Raw genomic sequence first — 24,319 nt, 5'->3', positions numbered from 1 at the left:
ATTTTTGAATATTAAATCTTTTACTGAAACGGGGGAAAAGTTTTATAGAGAATTCAGAATTCAGAATTCAGAATTCAGAATAAATTTAGGTGATTAGTATAATCATGTCTCAAACCATTATCGTGTTTTTTATTTCGACTCCAAACTCCAAACTCCTGAATTCTGACTCCTGAATTCTGAATTCTGACTCCTGAATTCTGACTCCTGAATTCTGACTCCTGAATTCTGAATTCTGACTCCTGAATTCTGACTCCTGAATTCTGACTCCTGAATTCTGAATTCTAACTACGTTTTTGCAACTTTCGGATCTGCTTTGCGGTCTTTACCTTTAGATTGAGATTCTTTTCCTCCAGGAAGGTTATTTTTATCTACTTCTTGTAATTCAATATCTACCATTGCTCTCACTGGTGTACCATCAGTTAAAAACATATTTAATGTGTAAGTTAGTTTTGTAATTACACAATAAAAATACTCATTTCCCCATGTTAATATGTAGACAGGTGGACGTTTGTCACGCGCGCCTTTAACTGTTTCTACGCCTTTCTTAATTTTATCCACATACTTTTTCATTACCGATTCTTTAGTTTCATAAGTATCAAACAACAACTGCTTGAGGCTAAAGGTGTAAGGTTTAACTCCAGAAAAATTTACCTTTGGCAAAAGTTCTGTACCTCTGTTACCATCATTGCTTTTCCACTCAACAGAACGACTAAAACTAATTTCGGTGGGATTAAACATCAATTCAATATCGTCAGATTCACCGTTATAAGCTACAAGTTTGGCTTTTTCAAGTTGTGGTTTCCGTTTTTGGGTAACAATAATTGCTGGGGTTGCCATTTGACGATTTCTCCTAATTTTTTTGAATAAAATTTACCAAGATAAACGACCTATAAAATCGCCATGACGTTCTCGTTCAATTTCTAAACGTTGGCGTAATCTACTATAAATTTCACGTGCTAAAGCTTCAAGATCGGCTGTATCATCTTTGTTCTCTTCTTCACCTTTTGCAGAAGTATTTTCTACTGTTTCGCTGACTGATTCTGTATTTGCAGATGCGGGTGCAGTGACTTCTCCACCTTCAGCGAAACCTCTAGGTGCAGCTTGGTGTTTTGCAAAAAATTGTGATGATTCTGATTCTGAATTTGGGTTATTAAATTCTCCACTGCTAAAGAAGTTTGTAAATTCATCTTCGTTATTATTACCATTAAATAATTCTTGCAAATTTGACCATTGAGAAGGTGTATCTGACCGTTGATAAGGGGTGTTGGTGGTGGAATTTGTTTTTCTAAAAATTAGGGGAGGTGATGAATATTGTGGTGAAATAATCGGTGCATCAGTGGTTTTGCTTTCAATAGTATTCATTTGTGGAGACTTAACTATTGAAAGTTGATGTTTTTCAGCATTTAATCCCAAGGAAGAAGGAATTAAAGAATTAGATTCCTGAGATTTGAGTTGTAATGAAGTGTCTGTAAAAGAATCGACTTTAGTCGAATGTGGAGAAGTTATTTTTTCCGATTCTTTAGCGTTGGGTATCTGTAAACTTGGAATAATATTGTCCGGTGTCCCGCCACTGTTGATGTGTTGTAGTAGAGGGAGATTTTTCTGTGCATCTCTGGTATTAATAACAAACTCTCCTGGTGTCAGCATTGCAGGTACGGTATCTGACGGTGCTATATGCTGATTATTTTCAAGGTGAGAATTTGTTACTTGACCACCAGTAGCATAACCTTTAGGTGCTGGTAAATTTTCGATGGTGGTATTTTGTGTAAATTGAGGTGGTGTGTTTAGCTGATTTTGTGAAGTCTCAATTTCAGAGTTTTCAGAATTAGCGATCGCACTTAACAATTCTGACTCTACTATTTGTTCATTATCAACTATTTTTCTAAAAATAGTCGATGTCTCCCCAAGATTTGATGACATATCCCTGACTTTTGCAACTTCATCAATCTCAGGCGATGTATTATTAATTTTAGGCGCTTCAACAATTTCAGGCGATATGTTGCTAACTACTGATGGTTCATCAATTTCAGGCGATATCTTACTAACCTTTTCTATGTCACGAATCTCAGGTAAGATATTGCTCACTACTGATGCTTCATCAATTTCATGTAGTGGTAAATGCAGCTGATTTTCTCTAGACTCGCTGTTAGTATTCTCAAGAGTGTTATCGCGTTGCAGTGAAATTTTATTTTTTGGAACATCTGAGACATTAACCACTAAAGGAGATTGTGATTCTGAATTTGTTAATTGTTCATTGCTATCAGAATCGCTGAAAAAACTAAATTTATTTTCAATGTAGGCGGAAGTAGGTGTTAATTGAACAGGTACAGAGGCTAAAGATTTACTCGTAACACTAGATTCAACTTCTCGTTCTAGCACAATAGGATTTTTTTGGACATCTAAGACAGGCGGTAGGATAACACTACTGTGGTTTTCTGCGGAATTTTCAACATTAGGTGAAGTAATTTCAGAATCATCAATGAAAAAATTACCTGTGTCAAAATTAGTAATAGAATTATCTGAAATTAAATCTGGCTCAATTGCTTTTATTTCATCAAAATTATTACTTTGATTTTTTGATGCTTGTTTAGTTGATGGAGGAGTTGGAATTGGTAATATTTCTTGTTTGTGGATGACATTTTCCAAAGAAGTAATACTTTGATTGTCAACTTCTAAAGAAAGTTCATCTGTTTGAATAACGTGTTGTCTTGGCGTGGGAATTACTGTGATATCTGGAATTTCAGTTTTTTGTGATGATTGAATAATTTCACTATCTTGTTGTCTTGGCGTGGGAATTACTGTGATATCTGGAATTTCAGCTTTTTGTGATGATTGAATAATTTCAACATCTTGTTGTCGTGGCGTGGGAATTACTGAAATATCTGGAATCTGAGTTTTTTGTGATGGTTGAATAATTTCACTATCTTGTTGTCGTGGCGTGGGAATTACTGAAATATCTGGAATTTCAGTTTTTTGTGATGGTTGAATAATTTCAACATCTTGTTGTCGTGGCGTGGGAATTACTGAAATATCTGGAATTTCAGTTTTTTGTGATGATTGAATAATTTCAACATCTTGTTGTCGTGGCGTTGGACTTGCTTCTGATGTTTCTGTGACTATTGGTTGATTATCGATAAAATTATTAGGCTGGGTAAATATGTTTTCAACATTGTTAGACAAAGGAAATTCTCTAGGGGAATTCTCTGGTAATTGATTTATGTTTTCACCTAATTTATTCTTTTGCTGTAAAGGTGGTGTAATTCTTTCGGAAGTAGGCGCTTCTACACTGGATAAGGTAGATGGTAACTCAGAAAACACTTGCGATTCTTCGTTAGCTATGTTCTTAAATAAAGTTGGTTGTTCTTGAACATTAGACAAAGTAGACGGCGTGATTTTATTAATAAAATTATTATGAGTTGTATTATCTAAAGTAATATCCTGTTGTGATGTAGGTGAATTATTTTCTTCTAAATGTGCAGGTGATAAAAGAGGATCGGGAATTAAAGATTTGATATGAAATTCATTCTGTGTTTGAGGAATACTCGAATTAACTTCATCAGAAAGATAATTGTTTGATGCAATAAAGATATCTTGATGAGGATGAATAGTAATATTACTGTCATCGGCAGTTTGTACAACATTTTTAGGTGTAGATGATTTAGTTGATTTTTTATTGGTGGATTTGTTTTTAGGCTTTTGTGTAGATTTTTTGGTTTGTTTTGATTGAGATTTACTTTGATTTTTATTTGTGTTTTTACTTTGTTTTTGAATATTTATTTCTGGCGAAGTATCATAAATTATACTATTCTCAATAAAACTAGATTGTATTTCTGGAATATTGTTTGTTACTATTTCAGGAGAATCGAAATTATTATTTTCTTGTGAATCGATTGGTTGAAAAGGGTCAAAATCAATAAATGGAAATTTCATATCGATATCTGGATTATCCCAGCTATCCCAGCCGATTACCGGTTGTATCGATGGTTCTGCTTCGCGAGATAATAAAAATTGCGAAGATGTGACTAATGGTGATTTTGTTTGTATGGGAGTGAGAAAATTACGGCGTGAATGTAGAAAATCAGACTCTTTTTTGAATATGAGTCTGTCAGTTTTAGATAAAGATGATATGACACCAAGTGGTTGAGTGTTGTTTGTTAACAGAGGTTTGATGATTTGCATAGTTATAATTTAAAAGTTGCGAATTAACTAGAAACGAAATATCCTGTTTTTTCATTTCGTTCTACAGAATTACCTCCTCCCGAAGTTCTCGCAACTTTTAAGCCTTCATAAGCTAAAGTTAATTCTTCAATAGCAACGGCTTTACCATCAGCTTGGAGTGTAGGTGTTTTCCAAGTTACTGGAATAGCACCAATCAAAGTCCAACTCATCATCGTTTCACCAGATTGATTAAAAATTAGAATATTGACATTCCGTCGGGATGTTCTCTTTTGTTCATCAAAAACTGCGTTTATCCAATTCCAAAAACCTGGATGGTCGGTAACTCCACGTTTAAGAGTGATATCTGCAAATTCTGTATGACCTAAATAAATTCTTTGCTGGTCGTTGACGCCGCCTTCTTGAAAAACGTTTTTCTTAATTTGAACGCTTAAACCAGTACATTCAGTAAAAGATGCAGCAATAGAACTATCTATTTCCACATAAAAACGATTACTAGTAACATAATTTAATTCGTGAGTAACTTTGCCGTTATTACCATTTCCAGCCATTAAAACCACCTTTGAGAACTATAATTACCAATTCTTTCGCGCTGCGATCGCAAATCCTCTTGCAAAAGTTTATACACTTGTTCTGTGAGTTCATGCAACAGCAGCGAATCGTTGAGGTATTTACTCGCAGTTTGAGCCACTTTACTAGCATCAGAAGTTACTGAGACTCCTGCGTATCCAGCAGCACCACCAACGTCTCCATTCAATGTGAAAAAAGTTTGTTTCTGATATGAATCCATAAATAAAAAAACTCTCCTAGAATCAAGGCTAAAGGTACTGCATCAGAATCAAAAGTAGCCAAAAGTCGAATTAGTCATTAGTCATTAGCGTTGTTACCAATGCCCTATGCCCTATGCCCAATAAATATATAGTTGGTCAGTTGTGTTACAAGTGCGATCGCTGTAGTCTAGATGTTGGTATCAAGCAAAATCTCATGTAGCTACTGGTTGGGCATTGAAAAATTATGAAAGAACGCATCATTCAGCCCAAAAAAACTATCGCAGATTCCTTCTCAATACCTGCACTCAAGCAACCAACGCGGGGTTTTGGTTCCCAGTCCTCTGGCGCTTCATTCCAACCACTACCAGATAACTCTCTTGCACACGACATTAGTCGAATACCACTGCGCCGTCCCCAAGCCAAACTCACAATTAATCAGCCAGGAGATATTTACGAGCAACAAGCTGATACAGTGGCGCAGGAGGTGGTGGGAAAATTGGGACAACTAGAAAATCATGCGTCTATCCATCGCCAACAAGTGCCACAAGAGGAACAATTGCAAATGCAACCTCTGGCAAATTCCATCACGCCTCTGGTGCAACGGGAAGAAATACCAGAGGAAGAGGAAGAAGAATTACAAATGAAATCTCTGGATAATAGCACCCTGCAACGAGAGTCAGCACCAGAGGAAGAGGAAGAGGAAGAAGAATTACAGATGAAGCCGATGGTGCAGCATCAGGGTAAAGCTGGGATGGCTGCTAACCCAAACTTGGAAACCTCTATCAACCAAGCAAAGGGTAATGGACAACCGATGGCTGACAATATCCGCGAACCGATGGAACAGGCCTTTGGTGCTGATTTCAGTGGCGTGAAGGTTCACACGGATAGTCAATCAAACAAGTTGAATCAATCAATTCAGGCGCGTGCTTTCACCACAGGACAGGATGTGTTCTTTAAACAAGGGGAATATAATCCACAGAGTGCGGACGGACAGGAATTGTTAGCGCATGAATTGACTCACGTTCTCCAGCAGAGTGGGGGGATGGTGCAGCGATCGCACTATTCCTCTATACTGCACAATTCACCTCCCATGCAACAAACCAACTCACGACACATAGGGGAAATCCAGAGAAAGCCAGTAAAAGTAGAAGGGAAAAATGATGCAACCCATATAGACGATGTAACGGGTGTGGAGTTGCGACAGGTTGGTGGTGGGGCGTTTATGGTTCTCAATGGTCGGCTGAAGGGAGCGGAAGTGCGATATGACTTCGATGAGGGACATTACTACACTGAAGATGAGGACTATAACCCAACACCAGTAGAATTGGGAGAAGGAAGAGGAGGGAAGGAAGACAACAAGGAAGAGAAAGTCGAGCTAGTCGATCCGAACATTTTCGCACTGAGAGCCGATCTCCAAGAGTATAGGACAGTCAGTTCAATGGAGAGCCTAAAAGAGATACTAACGGAAAAGGCAAATAATCCAGAGTTGAAACGTTTCGAGAGGGAGCGGGCGGAAGATACGTTGGAAAGGGTTACTAACCTTAGCAAATCAAGTGCTGATTCATGGCCCGCACTGGAGGTATCTGGACAAGACGTTATTCAAGGAAACCACCGAATTTTGGTAGCTATAATTCGCAAAGAGAAGATAAAGGTCAAGAGATAAAGGTTTACAGAAACGTCTGCATAGAACACAATTTAATGCGATCGTCCGATGTTTTAGTGCGATCGCTTTAGAGAAGACATCATTCTACACTAGATGTTGATATTAGTAAAATACTCATCTAGCTACTGGTTGGGCATTAGAAAAATATGAAAGAACACAAAATTCAGCCCAAGAAAATCACCACAGATTACTTCTCAATACCTAGACCCTCTTGCACACGACATTAGTCCAATACCACTGCTTCGTCCCCAAGTCAAACTCACAATTAATCAGCCAGGAGATATATACGAATAACAAACTTTTAATTATCTGAACGAATAAAAATTATAATCAATAAATCTAAGCACTGCTATCAGCTATTTAAACCAAGGAAGATGTTTATCTGCCTGACTACTCTCACTGCTTGTCAACCAATTGTCATCAAATTTTGACTCTCATAAAGTTTCCAACATCCTCTCAGGTTAGTTGTATATCCAGGATGGAGTTTGAGTTATGAAACAAAAAAATAAAGTCGTTTTAGGGCTGTTAATACTATTAGTATTCGCTACTATCTTTTATCTGCTGAATGCATATCAAGCAACATTTGGCGAAAGAGATAGCTACCGGATGATCGTAGGTATGAATGACTTGATACTATTTGACAAACCATTAGGAGCTAGAAGGCTTTATGGCAGTGATATCTCTTTTGCCTATTATGCATTAGTAGACTTTTTTAGACCTATTTTTAAAAAGAATTTGCTTTTAATTGTTCCTTTGATGAACTATATAAATGCAGTTTTTGGCATTTTGATGGTCATACCTTTTTTCTTGTTAGTTAAAAGATATTGGGGAGTAAGTATAGCGTTATTAGCAAATGTTTTACTAATTTTACTTCCAGTGTGGAGGATAACTGCACAATACGCACATCCTATGGTTGGATCTGTAGTATTCATGTTTATAGGATTAACCTTGATTAGTTATCGTTCTTCCCTAAACTCATTGAGATTATTTTCAAATAAATTAATCTTAATTTTATGGGATATATTAATTGTTGCGGCTTTTGCTTTGTGTTTAATGTTCAGGCTGGATGCAATACTAATGTTTACTTTGATTCCAGCGTGTCTATTTCTTGAAGGCTATACTTTAAAAAAGATTGTTTTCCCTACGATTTTATATAGTTTTTTACCACTGGTCATTTTTAAGGTAATACAATTTCAACTGCCATATATTCATCTCGAAAAGAATGGTGGAATATTTGAGCAAATTTTATTATGGAATAATCCTGTGAGATACGTCGATCAATTTTTGCGTGGTAATCTACTATTTATTTGGGGGTTGAATCCTTTATTTTTTGTCATCTTTTTGATATCTTGCGTCTATTTATGGCGTAAACGTAGTTATCAAGATTTGTATTTTATTTTACCAACGGTATTAATAAATTACATATTTTGGCTGCCAAATCCCGCTCCAGCCCGTCATTTTATTTATTTATCTCCTGTTGTAGCAATTAGTATTGCCATTTTCTTTGCAGATATATTCCCCAAAGTAAGAGCCTTTGTACAAAATCATCAAAAAACAGGAGTAGCCATCGCTGCACTTTTCATATTTGCTGTTGTGATTAGCAATCACTATTCTTATTCTGCGCCGTTATCAAAGAAATACTCTTACGCAGTTACAGAACTGGGAACAAAACTACACGAATTAGAGCCAAAAGGTAAGCCAATTTTTGTAATTGGCGATACTATTCCCGCAGCTGCTCAAATGCAATTAATATCAGCACAGACAAAGGTGAAGGGTCAAAAATCGAATATCCTTACAGATGATTCTGTGGTGGCTCAGAAAAAATCTTCCTTGAAGCCTAAACTCGAATACATACCTCTATTATCTGTAGATAATGGAAAGAATAAGTTTATATTTTACGCCCAAGGTTGGAAATCAAGAACAAACGAAATCAAGAGATTTTTCTCAGAAACCAACAAATACGACCAGTCTTATATTGTAGTGAATATGCTAGATAAAACTGGTAAAAAGGTTGATTTTGATACATCTAGCTTGCCTAAAAATTCGCAAGTTTTAAAACTGTAACCATAACAGTGTTTTTCAGGTACATAAAACAGATGTATAGGGCCCCTAGTGTTGCAGATTGAAGTTGCTCTCACTAGGGCGAGCTTTCTGGTTTACCGGAAAAGGGTTTGATTGCCAAATCCTAAACTCTTCCCTGTTCAGAGTTCGCCGTTCTCTTTTGAAAAACTTCAGTTTTGAACTTGAACGAACTTTAAATGATATATAATGAGGGATTGTGTCGAATTAAAGCTAGACAATGCCTAAACTCAAGACTCGTAAAGCAGCAGCGAAGCGATTCCGTGCCACCGGCAGCGGCAAAATCGTCCGTCGCAAAGCTTTCAAAAACCACCTTTTAGAGCATAAAACCTCCAACAAAAAGCGTGACCTGTCCAAGACTACACTTGTACACGAACGCGATGAAGATAACGTGCGGTTAATGCTGCCATACTTGTAAGCCCATTAGGAAATTAAGTATATGACACGGGTAAAACGCGGTAACGTAGCTCGCAAACGCCGCAATAAAATTCTCAAATTAGCTAAAGGTTTTCGCGGTTCCCACTCGACTTTGTTTAGAACTGCTAACCAACAAGTAATGAAGGCGCTGCGGAGTGCCTACCGCGATCGCAAAAAGAAAAAGCGCGATTTTCGTCGCCTCTGGATTACTCGCATCAACGCTGCTGCAAGACTACACGGCTTGAGTTACAGCCAGTTGATCGGAAACTTGAAAAAAGCTGAAGTCCAACTAAATCGCAAAATGTTGGCACAACTAGCAGTACTCGATCCTGCAAGTTTCGGCAAAGTTGCTGAATTAGCCAATCAAGTTAAAAGATAAAGGTGGTAACGGATGAATAACCGATGTAACAGTAGGCAAGTAATTACTCGGTTACATCTGGTATTATCCGCTACTATTATTTGGATTTGCTGCTTTTGCTTTGTCGGCACAGGATTAACGGCATCTGCCGCCGAACTGCCAGAAATACAGCGACGGGGTTATTTAACTGTTGCAGTTAAAGATAACTTGCGTCCTTTGGGATTCAAAGATGATAGCGGCAACTTGCAAGGCTTAGAAATTGACTTGGCACAGCAGTTAGCAGTTGACTTGCTAGGTAAAAAAGATGCTGTCAAATTTCAACCCGTAGCGAATCGCGATCGCTTGTCTGTAGTTTTAGACAAAAAAGTTGATTTAGCGATCGCTAGGGTAACAGCAACTCCCTCACGGGCCCGCGTAGTTGATTTGAGCGTTCCTTACTACTTAGATAGCACTGTATTAATTACAAAAGATGCTTCTGTGCAGCAGTTAAAGGATTTGGGCAAACAAAAAATTGCCCTACTCAATAACTCCACTACAATTGCCAAAGTCCGGTACTATTTGCCAAACGCCGAGTTAGTGGGAGTGGATTCCTACCAACAAGCGCGAGAGCAAATAGAAAATAATGCCGTTGTCGCCTTTGCCGCAGATGCTAGCGTTCTGAGCGGTTGGGTGCAACAATATCCGCAATATCGATTACTAGCCACCAAGCTATCAACTGAACCATTGTCTGTGGTAATGCCCAAGGGATTGCAGTACGATGAATTCAGACGACGAGTCAACGGAGCGATCGCTCGTTACATAGCACAAGGTTGGCTCGATGAACGCGTTAAATATTGGGGTTTACCGTAAGTGAGTGCTGAGTTAGGAGTTTGGAGTTGGGAGTTAAGAATTATTCTCTTATCTGCTGGTTGGTGAACGAAGTCGAAGCGCATCTCCCCAATAGGCTGATAATAGATACAGAAGCAACTTTTAATATTTGTATTTGCAGGCAATGGATAATAATCTAGCCGTAATTTATCTGTCAATTTTGGTAGGTTTGCTCACGTTTACTGTTGTGGGTGTTTTTCGTCAAATTCTCAAAACTCGCAAGATAGAAAGTTCTTTCGCTAAGTTAAGGAAGAAACTAGAGAAAGAAAAGGGTACGACTCAAGAATATTATGAGTTAGGGAGTATTTATTCCGAAAAAAAATTGTATTCGCAGGCGATCGCCTTATTTCAAAAAGCTCTGAAAGCTGCCCAAGAAGAGGAAGAAGAAAATATTGCCCCCATTTACAATGGACTAGGTTATGCTTACTTTACTCAAGAGCAATATGACCTAGCAATTCGTCAGTACAAAGAAGCCCTCAAATTTAAACCAGATTATGTGACAGCGTTGAATAATCTCGGTCACGCCTATGAGAAGAAAAAATTAAATACTCAAGCATTACAAACTTACGAGGAAGCACTTAAGTTTGCTCCCAATAACTCTATTGCTAAACGCCGCGCTGAATCTTTACGTCGTTTAGTTTCTGTATAAATTGGGAATTGGGCATTGGGCATTGGTTGGTTATGAATTACTCTCCTTGTCTCCCTTGTCTCCCTTGTCTCCCTTGTCTCCCCTACTCCCCTCCATTCCCCAACTAAATTAATTTACCCTTAGCCCCTAAATTTATCGGTTTTCATGCTTACGCTTGGAAATAGATAACTACATGTCTTCTATCATGAAAAAGATGATTAAGCGGCTAAGGTATTTTTTTGGGCTAGCTTTTGCCATTATTGTTGTCATTTCTATTTCATTTGGATTAATGGGAAAATTATCTGCTGAGCAGACTTTAATTTCCCATCCTTTAAGTGCGTTAACTGAAGTAGAAATTAATACGGCTGTGGCGGTTGTTAAAAGAGAAAAAACTTTGAGCGAAATGGCAGTTTTTCCACTGATTGCTTTACAAGAACCAGATAAAGAAGAAGTGCTAAATTTTATGCCTGGTAAAGCTTTCAAGCGCCAAGTTTTTTTGGTCATCTATGAGCGTTCCCAAAACAAAACTTTTGAGGGAGTGATTGATTTAACAACCAAAACCTTAAATTCTTGGAAAGAAATACCCTCCGTCCAACCTGCACTCGTTAATTCAGAATATGAACTGGCGACTCAGGTCGTTAAAGCTGATTCCCGATGGCAAGCAGCTATGCGAAGGCGGGGAATTAATGATTTTGACCAAGTTAAAATTAGTTGGTGGGCACCAGGAATTCTCAGCAAACAGGAAGAAAAAACAGGCGATCGCCTTTGTCGGGGATTATCTTATTATACAGGCAAAGGCTGGAATTATTACGGTAGTCCCATTGAAGGAGTGGTAGCAACAGTAAATTTAAATACAGGTAAAATTGCAAGTATTGTTGATAGCAAAAAAGTACCTTTTTCTCAAGAAAATTGGAACTACGATGTGAAATCTTTGGGAAAATTATTTTCACCTCCCAAAGCATTAAAAATTCTCCAACCCAATGGTCAAACTTTCCAAATACGTGACAATGAAATTACCTGGCAAGGTTGGAATTTTCGTTATTTAATGCATCCTCGTAGTGGATTAGTTCTATACCAAGTTACACACAAAGATTCAGAAAATGTCCGGCCAGTTTTATATCGCGCTAGCCTATCGGAAATGGTAGTTCCTTATGGAGATACTGAGCCTACTTGGTCATTTAGAAATGCCTTTGATGTTGGGGAATACAACCTTGGTTTATTAGCAAATAAGATGGAGTTGGGTAAGGAAATTCCTGAAAATGGTGTTTTGTTAGATGCGATATTTGCTGATGAACAGGGAGAACCTTATAAAATGCCAGGGGTTATTGGTGTCTACGAACGCGATAACGGCATCCTCTGGAAACATTATGAATATAATACTCAACGTAACGATGTCCGTCGGAATCGAGAATTAGTGATGAAAATGACGGTGGCAATTGACAATTATGATTACACCCTCAATTGGATTTTTCGCCAAGATGGAACTTTAGAAGTACAAAACGAATTAACAGGTATTGTATTGGTACAGGGAACAGCCGCCGAAAAACAATCCCCAGAAAATTCCTACGGTCAACTAATTGCAAAAAATATTATCGGAGTCAATCACCAGCACTTTTTCAACTATCGCCTAGATTTGGATGTCGATGGTAAAACTAATTCGGTGATGGAAATGAATGTTCACGCTTTACCGATGGATGAAAAAAATCCTTTGGGAAATGCAATGGTAGTCATAGAAAATCCGTTAACCAAAGAAACGGCTGCTGTACGGGATTTGGATTTAAAACACAGTCGAGAATGGATGATTATTAGTGCAGATAAAAAGAATGCCCTTGGTGCTGCGCCTGGATATATGCTGATGCCAGAAGCAAATGCTATGCTTTTTCCTGTGGAAGGGTCAAAAATCCGCGAACGTGCAGAATTCGCCACACACCATATTTGGGTAACAAAATATAAACCAGGCGAACTTTATGCTGGCGGCGATTATCCGAATCAAACTCAGCCACGAGAGGGTTTGCCTAGATATATTGCAGATGACGAATCGTTGCTGGGCGAAGATATCGTGTTATGGTACACAATGGGCGTGACTCATATTCCGCGATCGGAAGATTGGCCTGTCATGCCTGTCCACCGAGTTGGATTTAAGCTAGCACCCAGAGGTTTCTTTAGCCGCAATCCAGCCATTAATTTACCAGAGTAAAATATTCTTTTTCTTAATTTTTTTTGGTTGAGTTTTTTGGTAATGTGTAAACCTGTAACTTAAAGGAATTCGTAATTTATAATTCGTAATTCGTAATTTGCAATTTATAGCAGGCAACAGCCAATAGACAACAGTATTCAAAGTCTCTTGATGCTGATGTTTAGCAATCAGTTGATGTCCTAATCTCACTAGCTGCTGCTATACCTGTTGGAGATTTAGACACTAATTAATTCCCAAGCATAAAATTACAGGTTTTTGTGTGCTATTTCACTAATAATTACGAATTACTAATTATTAATTGGTTGAATCCTGATAAGCTACTTATAGTTCAAAAACTGGCAATTTTCATTCAGAGGATAATTCATGAATTTTCCAGAAATTAATATTCCCGGTAGTGGCAAACTTCACGCTCGTTTAATTACTTCTTTAGGCGAAATTGTAGTGAGTTTAGAGGAAGAAAAAACCCCCAACACTGTTAAAAATTTTGTTGGTCTAGCAACTGGAACAATCGATTGGAAAGACCCAAAAACAGGTCAATCTCTCAAGGGTACTCCTGCCTATGATGGGGTTCGCTTTCATCGAGTCATTCCTAGTTTTATGATTCAGTGCGGCGATCCTCTGACTCGTTATCTCGATATGGCTAACCGTTGGGGTACTGGTGGGCCTGGATATAGATTTGAAGATGAGTTTCATCCAGAATTGAAACACTCTAGTGCAGGGATTCTCTCAATGGCAAATGCGGGGCCCGGTACTAATGGTTCGCAGTGGTTTATTACAGAAGTACCAACACCTTATCTTGATGGCAAACACAGTGTTTTTGGTAAAGTTGTGCAAGGTATAGATGTAGTCAACCGCATTGCCAATGTACCTACAACTAGAGACCGTCCCAATCAAGAAGTAGTGTTAGAAAAAGTAGAAATTTTTCGACAGTAACTAATTTCATGTCTGTTTAATTGCTAATCAAACAACTATCCGTTTGTGGTCTGTAAGAGCCTCGGATCTAATAATAAGTGTTAAACGGACTCTCAAAAAACCTTGACACTGTTGACTGTTGATGGTTGACGGTTAACAGTCATCAGTCAACACTCAACAGTAGAAGAATAAATTATGACTCAAGCTTTACGCAAACTAGTTTCATTGATCGCAGCGAATTGATAACAAATTTGCCGAAAAATTAAGATTTATTTTAAATAAGCAATAGTAATGTTGTGAAATTCAGACGCTAGATTTCAATCAGGAACCCAGTTTGGGCGACGCTTATGCCTACAGACTCCAGGCAAAATCCTTACAAGTCTTCACTTCATTGGAATACAAGTTTTGCGACAATCAAAAACGATTGAATAAATAATCATGCACTTATAGTCCATCGCTAATCGGACTTCGTGTTATTTAAGTTGGACAGGGAGAAGACACAAATGAAATTAGCTTACTGGATGTATGCAGGCCCGGCCCATATCGGCACTCTCAGAATCGCTAGTTCTTTCAAAAACGTTCATGCAATCATGCACGCACCACTAGGCGATGACTACTTCAACGTTATGCGTTCCATGCTAGAACGGGAGAGGAATTTTACCCCAGTCACAACCAGCGTAGTCGATCGCAATGTTTTGGCACGGGGTTCTCAAGAAAAGGTGGTAGATAACATCACCCGCAAAGATGCTGAAGAACGCCCAGATTTAATTGTGTTAACTCCCACCTGCACTTCTAGCATTTTGCAAGAAGACTTACACAACTTTGTAGAACGGGCGCAGTTGGAAGCAAAAGGTGACGTAATGCTGGCGGATGTGAACCACTATCGCTACAACGAACTGCAAGCAGCCGATCGCACTCTGCATCAAATTGTGCAATTCTACATTGAAAAAGCCCGCAAAAAAGGCGAATTGCCACAAGGCAAAACCGAAAAACCATCCGTTAACATCATCGGTATTTCTACCCTTGGTTTCCACAACCAGCACGACTCCACCGAACTCAAGCGGTTAATGGCTGACTTGGGAATTGAAGTTAATACCGTAATTCCGGAAGGCGCTTCTGTTAACGAATTAAAGAAAATGCCCCAAGCCTGGTTTAACTTAGTACCTTACCGCGAACTCGGCTTGGCTGCGGCTCGTTATTTAGAAGCAGAATTCGGAACACCTTACATAGACATTACACCGATGGGTGTAGTGGAAACTGCTCGTTGTATCCGTAAAATACAGCAGGTAATTAACGCCCAAGGCGCTAATGTAGATTACGAAGACTTCATCAACGAACAAACTTTGCATGTATCCCAGGCTGCTTGGTTTTCTCGTTCCATTGACTGTCAAAACTTAACTGGTAAAAAAGCAGTGGTATTTGGCGACAACACCCACGCCGCCGCCATTACCAAAATTTTGTCACGGGAAATGGGGATTCATGTAGTTTGGGCTGGAACCTACTGCAAATATGATGCAGACTGGTTCCGGGAACAAGTGAGCGAATATTGCGATGAAGTGCTGATTACAGACGATCATGGCGCAATTGGCGATGCGATCGCCCGCGTTGAACCCTCAGCGATTTTCGGCACTCAAATGGAACGCCACGTAGGTAAGCGCTTAGATATTCCCTGCGGTGTAATTGCTGCACCCATCCACATCCAGAATTTCCCCATTGGTTACAAACCATTTATGGGCTACGAAGGTACAAATCAAATTACAGATTTAATCTACAATTCCTTCACCTTAGGAATGGAAGATCATCTGTTAGAAATCTTTGGAGGTCACGATACTAAGGAAGTAATTACTAAAGGAATTTCTGCTGATTCTGATTTGACTTGGACAAAAGATGGTCAAGCAGAATTGAATAAAATTCCGGGATTTGTGCGCGGAAAAGTGAAGCGTAATACTGAGAAATTTGCCCGCGAAAGAGGTTTCAAAGAAATCAACGCTGAGGTATTGTACGCTGCGAAGGAAGCTGTCGGGGCTTAGTTTAGCACTTCATCGATAAGATAAAGGGGTAAGGAGTTATGTATACTCTTTGCCCCTATTTTTTTTGTTTAATTGTTAAATATAGTGGCACAACTTCAATTATGAGATATGATAAAATTATTATAATTTTTTATATATTTATTTTCACTAACTATTTAAAATAACTAAATTAAATATGAACGATGACAAAGCGGCATTGTTAGCTGAACTGTGTCAAGCTGGGATTAAGCACAGTCCAGAAAAAATTGTGCGAATTGCTAAGCAAAGTGATGGCAAAATTGTATTTTTAGAAGAGGGAAATACTGAAGCAGGACTCCAGCACATATTGGAACAACATTCTCTGGAGTTCCTAAATCAGGGTATTGAAATAGAGCAAATACCAGATGTGATAATTGCAGCACTTACTCAAGGTAGAGTGATAGGTTATCAAGGAAGACGAAAAACTCGTACCATTTATGAAGTGACGTTCAATGACAAAATCCAGTATATTGCTGTGAGTGTAAGCAATAATGGTTATATAGTCGGTGCTAACCTCAGAACTTCCCCATAATTTGGTAGAGAGACTATGGCAGCAACAATCAAACTCATGGCTGATTATGGATGCTACCCACTATGGTGGGCTACTTCCGATCGAGCTGGTGATATCGATCCAGAAACACTGCTACTAAGTAAAGAAACTATTAGCCGTTTGGAAAAATGGGCAGAAGTTTACGATGCAAAATTGAACTGGGAAAATCCTGGAGATTCGGTGGGTTTTTCCAGTCCAGAGGCTGAAGCAGCTTTTGAAGATGAAGGAATTAGCCTGTGGAAGCAACTACAAAAAGAACTTGCGCCTAACTATCAAGTAATTTATTTCAGTAATAGATTACGTAAAGTTCTTACTCATCCTATTGAATTAGAAATTTTACCTGTTATTCAGTAAGAATTTCTGCTAGCTAAATATCTATCTCCAGATGATTGATAAATTTAAAATAAACCCTGCTAAAACATCTTCTCCAGATAATTCTTGTGGAGATGTTAATATTTCCACTGCTCGACCAAGGCGATAGATTTCTACTTGCCGCATTTTAGGATTAATTAACCAACCTAATTTCACTCCATTATCGATATATTCTTGCATTTTCTCTTGCGTTTCTCGCAAACTATCGCTGGGGGACATTAACTCTAAAACAAAATCTGGTGCAATTGGGGGAAACTTTTCTTTTTGTTCGGGTGTGAGTGCATCCCATCGTTCTTTCTTAATCCAAGCAACATCAGGAGAACGGTTAGCACCATTAGGGAGTTTAAAGCAGGTGGAAGAATCGAAGCAAATTCCTAATTGAGTTTGACGATTCCAAAACACAAAATCTGCGCCAATTTCAATATTACGATTTCCAGTTTCTCCGCCTGTGGGTGACATAATGAGCAGTTCTCCGGCTGCGTTGCGTTCAAATTTGATTTCCGGATTTTCCCGACAGAGTTCATAAAATTGGTTGTCGGTGAGTTGGATGATGGAGTTTAATTTAATAGCGATCGCTGTCATAAATCAATCTTTACCTCCAGATAATTGACAAATTTAAATAAATCCTGATAACACATCTTCTCCTGATAATTCTTTTGGAGATGTTAATATTTCCACTGGTTGACCAAAAAATATCAACCTGGGCATTCTAAGCGGCTTAGGAAGCTGTCAAGGCAAATTTTCAGCGAAGCAAGGGACTGGGGAGATGGTGATTGGGTGAAAAGTCTTGTTGTGTCTAAATTTTATCGTCTGTTAATGTCTTAATCGCCTTTGTTGTTGCTAAGTAGATAGTCATGATTAAATCTAAGATGTCATTACGTTCGCGTAGCGTCTCGTAGAGAGCGAAGCGAAGCAATCGCAAAGTCTCTGGGATTGCTTCGCTTCGCTCGCAATGACAGAACATATTATATTTATTTATGTCCATCTACTTATAAATAAAATTGATTAGGGAGCCAAGAAACTAGAAAACTGTTGACATTCAACAGTCAACAGTCAACAGTTAACACACACGACTATTTCGGTGATTCTTGAAGTTCAACTTCTGTATCGGAAAGTAAACTCAGATTGGCTAAGTTATGCAACACCATCGTAGTGCTAGTGTTGGGCTGGAAACCAATTTTTTTGTAAAATTCCTGTTGATGAGTAGTCATTAGATAAACGCGTTCAACCCATCTCATGCGGGGATGACTCAAAACAGTTTCCACTAAATTACTTCCCAAACCGCTATTTCGATAGTCTGGATGAATCACAACATCCCAAATCGTAGCGCGATATATGCCATCAGATGTTGCTCTAGCAAAGCCAATGAGTCGCTGATTATCCCAGACGGAAATCACTGGCTCGCTGTTGGTAATGGCTATACTTAAATCCTCAATACTGCGGCCTTTTGCCCAGAAAGCTGAAATGTTTAACAGTTCTTGGAGTTGGTAAAGGTCAATCTCAGATTTGCGATCGCTAAATTGAATTTGAGGATTGTTCATGTATTCCACTCACTTTGGCTGTATCTTAAGCTATTGCTAAGTCATATTTTGCTAGAAATTGTTGAATGTGTATATCTCTACGCAACAAGAGAGAAAATTTCTTTGGATATGGTAGTATTCAGTTACAAACCCACTTCCATAAAGGATGAGTAGGCCCCTGCTGACGTATGCGATGAACTTGTTTTTCTAAACGTTGTTTTTCTTGCTCTGGTAATCCCAGTAAAATATTGCGACTTTGCCAAACTAATACAGCAGCAGTCATCCCTATACAAAAGGATAAACCGAAGGTAGGCAGTGGATGATAAACCAGCCCATATCGCACTGCGACCCAAGTAAAATATTGTTGCCACAGAGAAATTTCTGCACGTAAACCCCACAAGCAAATAGGCGCAACGGTGAGCCATAAACAGCCCACAAATAACCATCGGCCATATACAGTTAGCTGGTATAGCCTCTCTACTTGTTGAGCAAATTCCTGGTCAGTTGTAATTTGTTCTTTGTCATTAGTCATTAGTCATTAGTCATTAGTCATTAGTCATTAGTTATTTAGGAGTGCTGAGTTAGGAATTAAGAATTGAATTATTCTCCTTGTCCCTTTCCCCGTCTCCCTTGTCTCCCTTGTTCTCTTCTCATACCCAATGACTAATTACCCGAAGATGTATCAATTGACTCAGCATTAACCAGCGGCGGAGATTTATCCGTGCGTTCTCGCCACAAAGTTAACAAAGTACTGGCGATGAAAATACTGGAATAAGCCCCTGCAATAAAGCCAATAATTAAAGCTAGGGCAAAGTTTTTCAGTGTTTCTCCACCAAATAAAAAGATTGCAAATAATGTTAGCAATGTTGTAAAAGTCGTGTTGATAGACCTTGTTAGGGTTTGGTTGACAGCATCATCTACAATGTCACCGATCGCTTCGTTGGGATTAATTTTGAGGGTTTCGCGAATGCGATCGTAAATCACCACTGTATCGTTGACTGAAAAACCTGTAATCGTTAGTAGAGCAACGATAAATAAACTATCGACTTCAGTACCGAATACTAAACCGAAAATCGAAAAAATCCCAACCGTAATCAAGATATCATGAAATAGGGCGACAACGGCAAATACGGCATAATCCAGTTGAAATCGGAAGCTCAAGTAAATAATAATACCTGCAAAGGAAACTATTAGAGCTATAACTCCAGATCTAAACAGTTCTCCTCCCAGAGTCGGGCCAACGGTGTCAAATTGATTTTTTTGACCGTCAAAAGCACCGATTTTTTCGCTTAAGGCATTTTGCAAGTTGGTACGCTGTTCGCGATCCAAAGTTTTTGTGCGGATTAATATACCATTTTCTGCACCAGTGTTTTTGTCAGCGACAATTTGGATACTGCTATCGCCCAATCCCTGAGCTTTAGCGACTTCTCGAACAACGTTAATATCAATTGGTCGATCGCAGTTACCGGGTTTGGCGCAATCCCGTTCAAACTGCAATCGCGTACCACCGACAAAATCCAAACTGGGACGTAGGGGTGCTTTGATGTCGGGGTTTTGCCAAGAAACCACCATTGAGATGATACCAGCCAAGATGATGGCACCAGAAATAGCCCACCATAGCGATCGCGATTTGTTAATACTCAGTTTCATTGAGACACCTCTGCCTTATTAGATGTTGGCAGGTTGGGAGAGAAATATTCTGGTTTTTTGAGTGCGGGAATTGTAATTGCCAAAAACATAAAAGTACGACTACAGGTAATTGCTGTAAACATACTCACCGCTACCCCCAAAGCCAAGGTTAAAGCAAAACCCTTCACCAAGCCAGCCCCTAACCAGAATAGTGCAGCGCAGGCGATGACTGTAGTCACGTTGCCGTCTAGAATACTCGAAAAGGCGCGGTAAAAACCAGATTCTACAGAACGATAAAGGGATTTGCCTGCTTGCAATTCTTCCCGCGTCCGCTCAAAAATCAGTACATTTGCGTCTACCGCCATACCAATACTGAGAATAAAACCAGCAATTCCTGGCAAAGTCAAGGTGACACCAAACAAAGCAAAGGTAGCCCAGGTCAACAAAGCGTAGATCAATAGTGCTATATCCGCAATTACTCCTGGTAGTCTATAGTACACCACCATGAATATTAATACTAAAACCAGACCACCAATACCAGCATAGATACTGCTAGTAATACTGTCTTTACCTAAAGTTGCTCCAACAGTACGAATTTCAGCTATTTCCACTGGTACTGGTAAAGCACCACCGCGTAGCTGTACGCCCAAGTCATTTGCTTGTTGTGCGGTAAACCGACCGGTAATCACCGCTGAGCCTCCAGTAATCCCAGTGGCGGCAAATTCTAAACCAACAGTAGGAGCGCTGATTAATTCATTATCGAGAAAAACACCAATACTCCGCCCAGTACCAGCAAGGTTTTTCGTCAGTTGAGCGAAAAGTTCGCCACCCTTTTGGTCGAAGCGAATGGCAACATTCCAATTGTTACCTTGAGTGGGTTCGCCATAGGCATCTTTGAGGTATTTACCAATTAGTGGCGGGTTGGTACTTTCAAACAATTCAGCGATCGCTTGATTATTTTTCTTTAAATCTTCTTGATTTTTGGTTATTGCTGCTTTATCATTACCTTTTCTTAACTCTTCTTGCTTTACCTTCAATTCAGCTCGCGATGTTTGGAAAGCTAAAAGTTGAGTTTCTGTATTCGGCTTTTGCGTGCGGAATTCTAATTGCGCCGTACCCCCTAGCACCCGTTCGGCTTGCTCTGGGTCGTTAACCCCTGGTAATTGCACCAGTACCTTATCTGTACCCACTGTTTGGATTATTGGCTCAGAAACTCCCAAACCATTAATCCGTCCTTCAACAACTTTCTTCACACCTTCCAATTCTCGTTCGGTGATTTGCGGAATTTCCGCTGATGGTTTCACCTGAATTGTGAGTTGTGAACCTCCCTGCAAATCAAGTCCAAGAGGTATCGGAATAGTAGCAATCACAGCTATTGCAGCGATTACCAGAACTAAAATCAAGATTAATAGCGATTGCTGTCTTTGCATACCATAACTCGCAACTGACAAAGGCTATAATAGCGCTCTTTTAGGCAGTTAGGAGTTAGGAGTTGGGAGTTAGGAGTTAGGAGTTAGGAGTTAGGAGTTATGAGTTAGGAGTTAGGAGTTAGGAGTTATGAGTTGGGAGTTGGGAGTTGGGAGTTGGGAGTTGGGAGTTGGGAGTTGGGAGTTGGGAGTTATCAGTTGGGAGTTATSAGTTGGGAGTTAGGAGTTATCAGTTGGGAGTTGGGAGTTATCAGTTGGGAGTTGGGAGTTATCAGTTGGGAGTTGGGAGTTATCAGTTGGGAGTTGGGAGTTATCAGTTGGGAGTCGAAAGTTCGACTTTGAAGTTAAAACTCAACTTTCAAATTTTTAACTCCTCACTCCTAACTTTTAACTCCTCACTCCTAACTTTTAACTCCTAACTTTTAATTCCTCACTCCCAACTTTTAGACTCGCAACGCTACCATTTTTTCCACAGCTTCTACTATTTGCTCTGGTTGGACAATTGTTAGTCTTTCCAAATTGCCGTTGTAAGGTGTGGGGATATCTTGAGAAGAAAGCCGCAGTACTGGTGCATCCAATTCATCAAATAAGCGATCGTTTATTGAAGCGATGACTTCTGCTCCTATACCCGCAGTTCGCATGGATTCTTCCACAACAATCACTTTATGGGTTTTTCTTACTGATGCACCTATGGTATCAAAATCTAATGGTTTGAGAGATATTAAATCAATAACTTCTGGATCGTATCCTTGTTTTTCAAGAGTTTTTACCGCTTGCAGCACATGATGGCGCATTCTGGAATAAGTAATAATTGTGACATCTTTTCCTTGACGCACAAGTTCTGCCTTATCCAGGGGCAGCAAATATTCTTCTTCTGGTAAGTCTTCTTTCAAGTTGTAAAGTAAAACGTGTTCAAAGAACAATACTGGATTATCATCGCGGATAGCGGATTTGAGCAGTCCTTTAGCGTTTCTAGGTGTGGAACAGGCTACAATCTTCAACCCCGGTACTGCTTGGAAGTAGGTTTCTAGACGCTGGGAGTGTTCAGCCCCTAGCTGTCGTCCCACACCTCCGGGGCCGCGAATTACCATCGGAATTTTGAAGTTACCGCCAGAAGTGTAGCGCAGCATTCCAGCGTTATTGGATATTTGATTAAACGCTAGGAGTAAGAAGCCCATATTCATACCTTCGATGATGGGGCGCAATCCAGTCATAGCTGCTCCCACGGCCAAGCCTGTGAAGCTGTTTTCAGCGATGGGAGTGTCTAGAATTCGGAGTTCGCCATACTTTTGGTACAGGTCTTTGGTAACTTTGTAGGAACCGCCGTAGTGTCCTACGTCTTCACCCAGAACAAATACGCTGGAGTCACGCGCCATTTCTTCATCAATGGCTTCACGCAAGGCGTTGAAGAATAGTGTTTCTGCCATTTAGACCTTTAGTACGATTATGGTTTTAGAATTTTATCGTGTGGTTGTGGCAAATACCGTGAGCGATCGCACTGGTTAGAGTTTGGTTTTTCTAAAGGAACCGCCCCTGGCATAAACCCTAAGAATTGCGAAAAAGTTTCTTTGTTGATTGTTTCTGATTTCCAATCTCCTACGCTGTCTGTTTAATTGCTATTTTCCTTCCAAGCAGGAAGTCATCGCCCAGACAACTATATCAAAATTGTTACCCAACTCTACATCTTAAGTAAATATACGGTAGCAAATGTCTCATAAACCAACTATTTAACAGACCAAGGAAGTGCTGATTTTTTGCTCATCAGGTGTGAGAACGTTTATCAATCAAGATCGAAACTTTATCTTTCCAGTAGTGGTAGAAGCGGAATCTTCTCTGGAGCAAAATCAAACATCAAATTTTAACTCCAAAACAGAGGCAAAATTAGTCCCTGATAATCAAATGCCTGACTTATGCTGCGTTCCCATTAGCTTAAGATGCCAATACCTGAGAAACATCAAGTTACCAAGACAGCTAACGCACCTTAGACTAGGAGTTGTAAATCAAAAAATCTACATTCCTAAGTTAGATTTTATCAACAATAATCTAGAATTCAGGACTCAGAATTGGTGAATTCAGTATTACTGGGCGATAAGTAGAAGGCAAGAGGCAGAAACCAGAAGAGAAAAGTCAGTTGCTATCAAGCTTTTAAACTTTTGTATTTTACATTTCAATTTTACATTTAATTATGTCTACCTATTTAGCGCAGTGCTAGTGAGCCTGCGACCCTCTGAACCTTGCTTTAAAACCGAACTTTTTCTAGTTATGCATTCTGAATTCTGAATTCTGGATTCTGGATTCTGACTCCTGACTCCTGACTCCTGACTCCTGAATTCTCAGCTACAAACTGGTGAATCAGTTACTTGAGCTACTTGAGTATCCGGAAAGCGTCTCGGTCTACCTGGTTTGCGTTTATGCCGCTGATTAATTGATTTTTCGCTTGCAGCTGCCAATTCTTCGGGTGTACATTTGAACAGGCGCAAAGCATCTAAATATTTTTTTGGTGTCATCGTGGGTTCAGTACGCCCAGCTTCCCAGTTGCGAACACTAGTTTCACTGATTGCAAGCCTGAAGGCCACCTCCGCACGGCTAAGACCAGCACGCTCTCTCAGGACTTGCATATCCATATTTCATGCTCCCCTCGAAAATATTGAAACCTTTTATTAAATCAATTGACATTTGATGGCAATTGAGCAAAATTTATTAACT

At 39.4% G+C, this 24,319-nt stretch carries 23 protein-coding genes; 11 read left to right on the top strand and 12 right to left on the bottom strand.

What is annotated here, in order from left to right:
• Positions 1 to 285 precede the first annotated feature (285 nt).
• Genes VF06_RS31590 through VF06_RS31575 form a run of 4 tightly spaced genes read right to left on the bottom strand, consistent with a single transcriptional unit; the run spans position 286 to position 4,966 of the window.
• Positions 286 to 837 carry a CIS tube protein gene (locus VF06_RS31590; protein WP_099071383.1) on the bottom strand — a complete coding sequence of 184 codons (552 nt, stop codon included), beginning with the start codon at positions 835 to 837 and terminating at the stop codon, positions 286 to 288.
• Positions 838 to 870: 33 nt separating this feature from the next.
• The gene (locus VF06_RS31585) at positions 871 to 4,179 is read right to left on the bottom strand and encodes a hypothetical protein (protein WP_099071384.1); all 3,309 of its coding nucleotides are present in this window, start codon (positions 4,177 to 4,179) and stop codon (positions 871 to 873) included.
• A 23-nt stretch (positions 4,180 to 4,202) separates the two neighbouring features.
• Positions 4,203 to 4,727: a phage tail protein gene (locus tag VF06_RS31580; protein WP_099071385.1), complete on the bottom strand. Its 525-nt coding sequence runs from the start codon at positions 4,725 to 4,727 to the stop codon at positions 4,203 to 4,205.
• Positions 4,727 to 4,966: a hypothetical protein gene (locus tag VF06_RS31575; protein WP_099071386.1), complete on the bottom strand. Its 240-nt coding sequence runs from the start codon at positions 4,964 to 4,966 to the stop codon at positions 4,727 to 4,729. The genes VF06_RS31580 and VF06_RS31575 overlap by 1 nt, the downstream gene beginning before the upstream one ends.
• A 224-nt stretch (positions 4,967 to 5,190) precedes the next feature.
• Between VF06_RS31575 and VF06_RS31570 the strand changes: the two genes are divergently transcribed.
• From VF06_RS31570 to VF06_RS31520, 11 genes are all read left to right on the top strand, one after another.
• Positions 5,191 to 6,609, top strand: coding sequence for an eCIS core domain-containing protein (locus tag VF06_RS31570; protein WP_218963856.1), 1,419 nt, complete (start codon positions 5,191 to 5,193; stop codon positions 6,607 to 6,609).
• 492 nt (positions 6,610 to 7,101) lie between these two features.
• Positions 7,102 to 8,673, top strand: a complete 1,572-nt coding sequence (locus VF06_RS31565) for a hypothetical protein (RefSeq protein ID WP_099071387.1) — start codon at positions 7,102 to 7,104, stop codon at positions 8,671 to 8,673.
• A 235-nt stretch (positions 8,674 to 8,908) separates the two neighbouring features.
• Complete coding sequence (rpmI, locus tag VF06_RS31560) at positions 8,909 to 9,106, top strand: 50S ribosomal protein L35 (protein WP_099071388.1); 198 nt, start codon at positions 8,909 to 8,911, stop codon at positions 9,104 to 9,106.
• Between the two features lie 21 nt (positions 9,107 to 9,127).
• Positions 9,128 to 9,484 carry a 50S ribosomal protein L20 gene (rplT, locus tag VF06_RS31555; RefSeq protein ID WP_099071389.1) on the top strand — a complete coding sequence of 119 codons (357 nt, stop codon included), beginning with the start codon at positions 9,128 to 9,130 and terminating at the stop codon, positions 9,482 to 9,484.
• A gap of 12 nt (positions 9,485 to 9,496) precedes the next feature.
• Complete coding sequence (locus VF06_RS31550) at positions 9,497 to 10,312, top strand: transporter substrate-binding domain-containing protein (protein WP_099071390.1); 816 nt, start codon at positions 9,497 to 9,499, stop codon at positions 10,310 to 10,312.
• Positions 10,313 to 10,454: 142 nt separating this feature from the next.
• Positions 10,455 to 10,979, top strand: coding sequence for a tetratricopeptide repeat protein (locus VF06_RS31545; protein WP_099071391.1), 525 nt, complete (start codon positions 10,455 to 10,457; stop codon positions 10,977 to 10,979).
• 193 nt (positions 10,980 to 11,172) lie between these two features.
• On the top strand, positions 11,173 to 13,155 hold the full coding sequence (locus tag VF06_RS31540; RefSeq protein ID WP_099071392.1) for a primary-amine oxidase: 1,983 nt from the start codon (positions 11,173 to 11,175) through the stop codon (positions 13,153 to 13,155).
• 363 nt (positions 13,156 to 13,518) lie between these two features.
• The gene (locus VF06_RS31535; protein WP_099071393.1) at positions 13,519 to 14,088 is read left to right on the top strand and encodes a peptidylprolyl isomerase; all 570 of its coding nucleotides are present in this window, start codon (positions 13,519 to 13,521) and stop codon (positions 14,086 to 14,088) included.
• A gap of 482 nt (positions 14,089 to 14,570) precedes the next feature.
• On the top strand, positions 14,571 to 16,097 hold the full coding sequence (bchB, locus tag VF06_RS31530; RefSeq protein ID WP_099071394.1) for a ferredoxin:protochlorophyllide reductase (ATP-dependent) subunit B: 1,527 nt from the start codon (positions 14,571 to 14,573) through the stop codon (positions 16,095 to 16,097).
• 175 nt (positions 16,098 to 16,272) lie between these two features.
• Entirely contained in the window at positions 16,273 to 16,647 is a 375-nt protein-coding gene (locus tag VF06_RS31525) for a hypothetical protein (RefSeq protein WP_099071395.1), read from the top strand.
• Positions 16,648 to 16,662: 15 nt separating this feature from the next.
• Positions 16,663 to 17,019 (top strand): immunity protein CdiI family protein, encoded by a 357-nt coding sequence (locus VF06_RS31520; RefSeq protein WP_099071396.1) that lies wholly within the window; start codon positions 16,663 to 16,665, stop codon positions 17,017 to 17,019.
• Positions 17,020 to 17,040: 21 nt separating this feature from the next.
• Here VF06_RS31520 and VF06_RS31515 read toward each other — a convergent pair whose 3' ends face one another.
• From VF06_RS31515 to VF06_RS31480, 8 genes are all read right to left on the bottom strand, one after another.
• On the bottom strand, positions 17,041 to 17,619 hold the full coding sequence (locus VF06_RS31515; RefSeq protein ID WP_099071397.1) for a Uma2 family endonuclease: 579 nt from the start codon (positions 17,617 to 17,619) through the stop codon (positions 17,041 to 17,043).
• Between the two features lie 214 nt (positions 17,620 to 17,833).
• The gene (locus tag VF06_RS41560; protein WP_180267464.1) at positions 17,834 to 18,001 is read right to left on the bottom strand and encodes a hypothetical protein; all 168 of its coding nucleotides are present in this window, start codon (positions 17,999 to 18,001) and stop codon (positions 17,834 to 17,836) included.
• Between the two features lie 109 nt (positions 18,002 to 18,110).
• On the bottom strand, positions 18,111 to 18,578 hold the full coding sequence (locus tag VF06_RS31510; RefSeq protein ID WP_099071398.1) for a GNAT family N-acetyltransferase: 468 nt from the start codon (positions 18,576 to 18,578) through the stop codon (positions 18,111 to 18,113).
• A gap of 118 nt (positions 18,579 to 18,696) precedes the next feature.
• A complete protein-coding gene (locus VF06_RS31505) occupies positions 18,697 to 19,089 on the bottom strand; it encodes a hypothetical protein (protein ID WP_099071399.1) in 393 nt (130 codons plus the stop codon).
• Positions 19,090 to 19,220: 131 nt separating this feature from the next.
• The gene (gene secF / locus VF06_RS31500; RefSeq protein WP_099071400.1) at positions 19,221 to 20,207 is read right to left on the bottom strand and encodes a protein translocase subunit SecF; all 987 of its coding nucleotides are present in this window, start codon (positions 20,205 to 20,207) and stop codon (positions 19,221 to 19,223) included.
• Positions 20,204 to 21,616, bottom strand: a complete 1,413-nt coding sequence (secD, locus tag VF06_RS31495; protein WP_099071401.1) for a protein translocase subunit SecD — start codon at positions 21,614 to 21,616, stop codon at positions 20,204 to 20,206. The genes secF and secD overlap by 4 nt, the downstream gene beginning before the upstream one ends.
• 440 nt (positions 21,617 to 22,056) lie before the next feature.
• The gene (locus VF06_RS31485) at positions 22,057 to 23,040 is read right to left on the bottom strand and encodes an alpha-ketoacid dehydrogenase subunit beta (RefSeq protein ID WP_099071402.1); all 984 of its coding nucleotides are present in this window, start codon (positions 23,038 to 23,040) and stop codon (positions 22,057 to 22,059) included.
• 906 nt (positions 23,041 to 23,946) lie between these two features.
• A complete protein-coding gene (locus VF06_RS31480) occupies positions 23,947 to 24,237 on the bottom strand; it encodes a helix-turn-helix domain-containing protein (protein ID WP_099071403.1) in 291 nt (96 codons plus the stop codon).
• Between the last annotated feature and the right edge of the window lie 82 nt (positions 24,238 to 24,319).

Origin of the sequence: Nostoc linckia z4, from assembly GCF_002608075.1 — a bacterium.
In the GTDB taxonomy this organism is placed as follows: domain Bacteria; phylum Cyanobacteriota; class Cyanobacteriia; order Cyanobacteriales; family Nostocaceae; genus Nostoc; species Nostoc linckia.
This window is presented reverse-complemented; position numbering and strand designations above follow the sequence as displayed.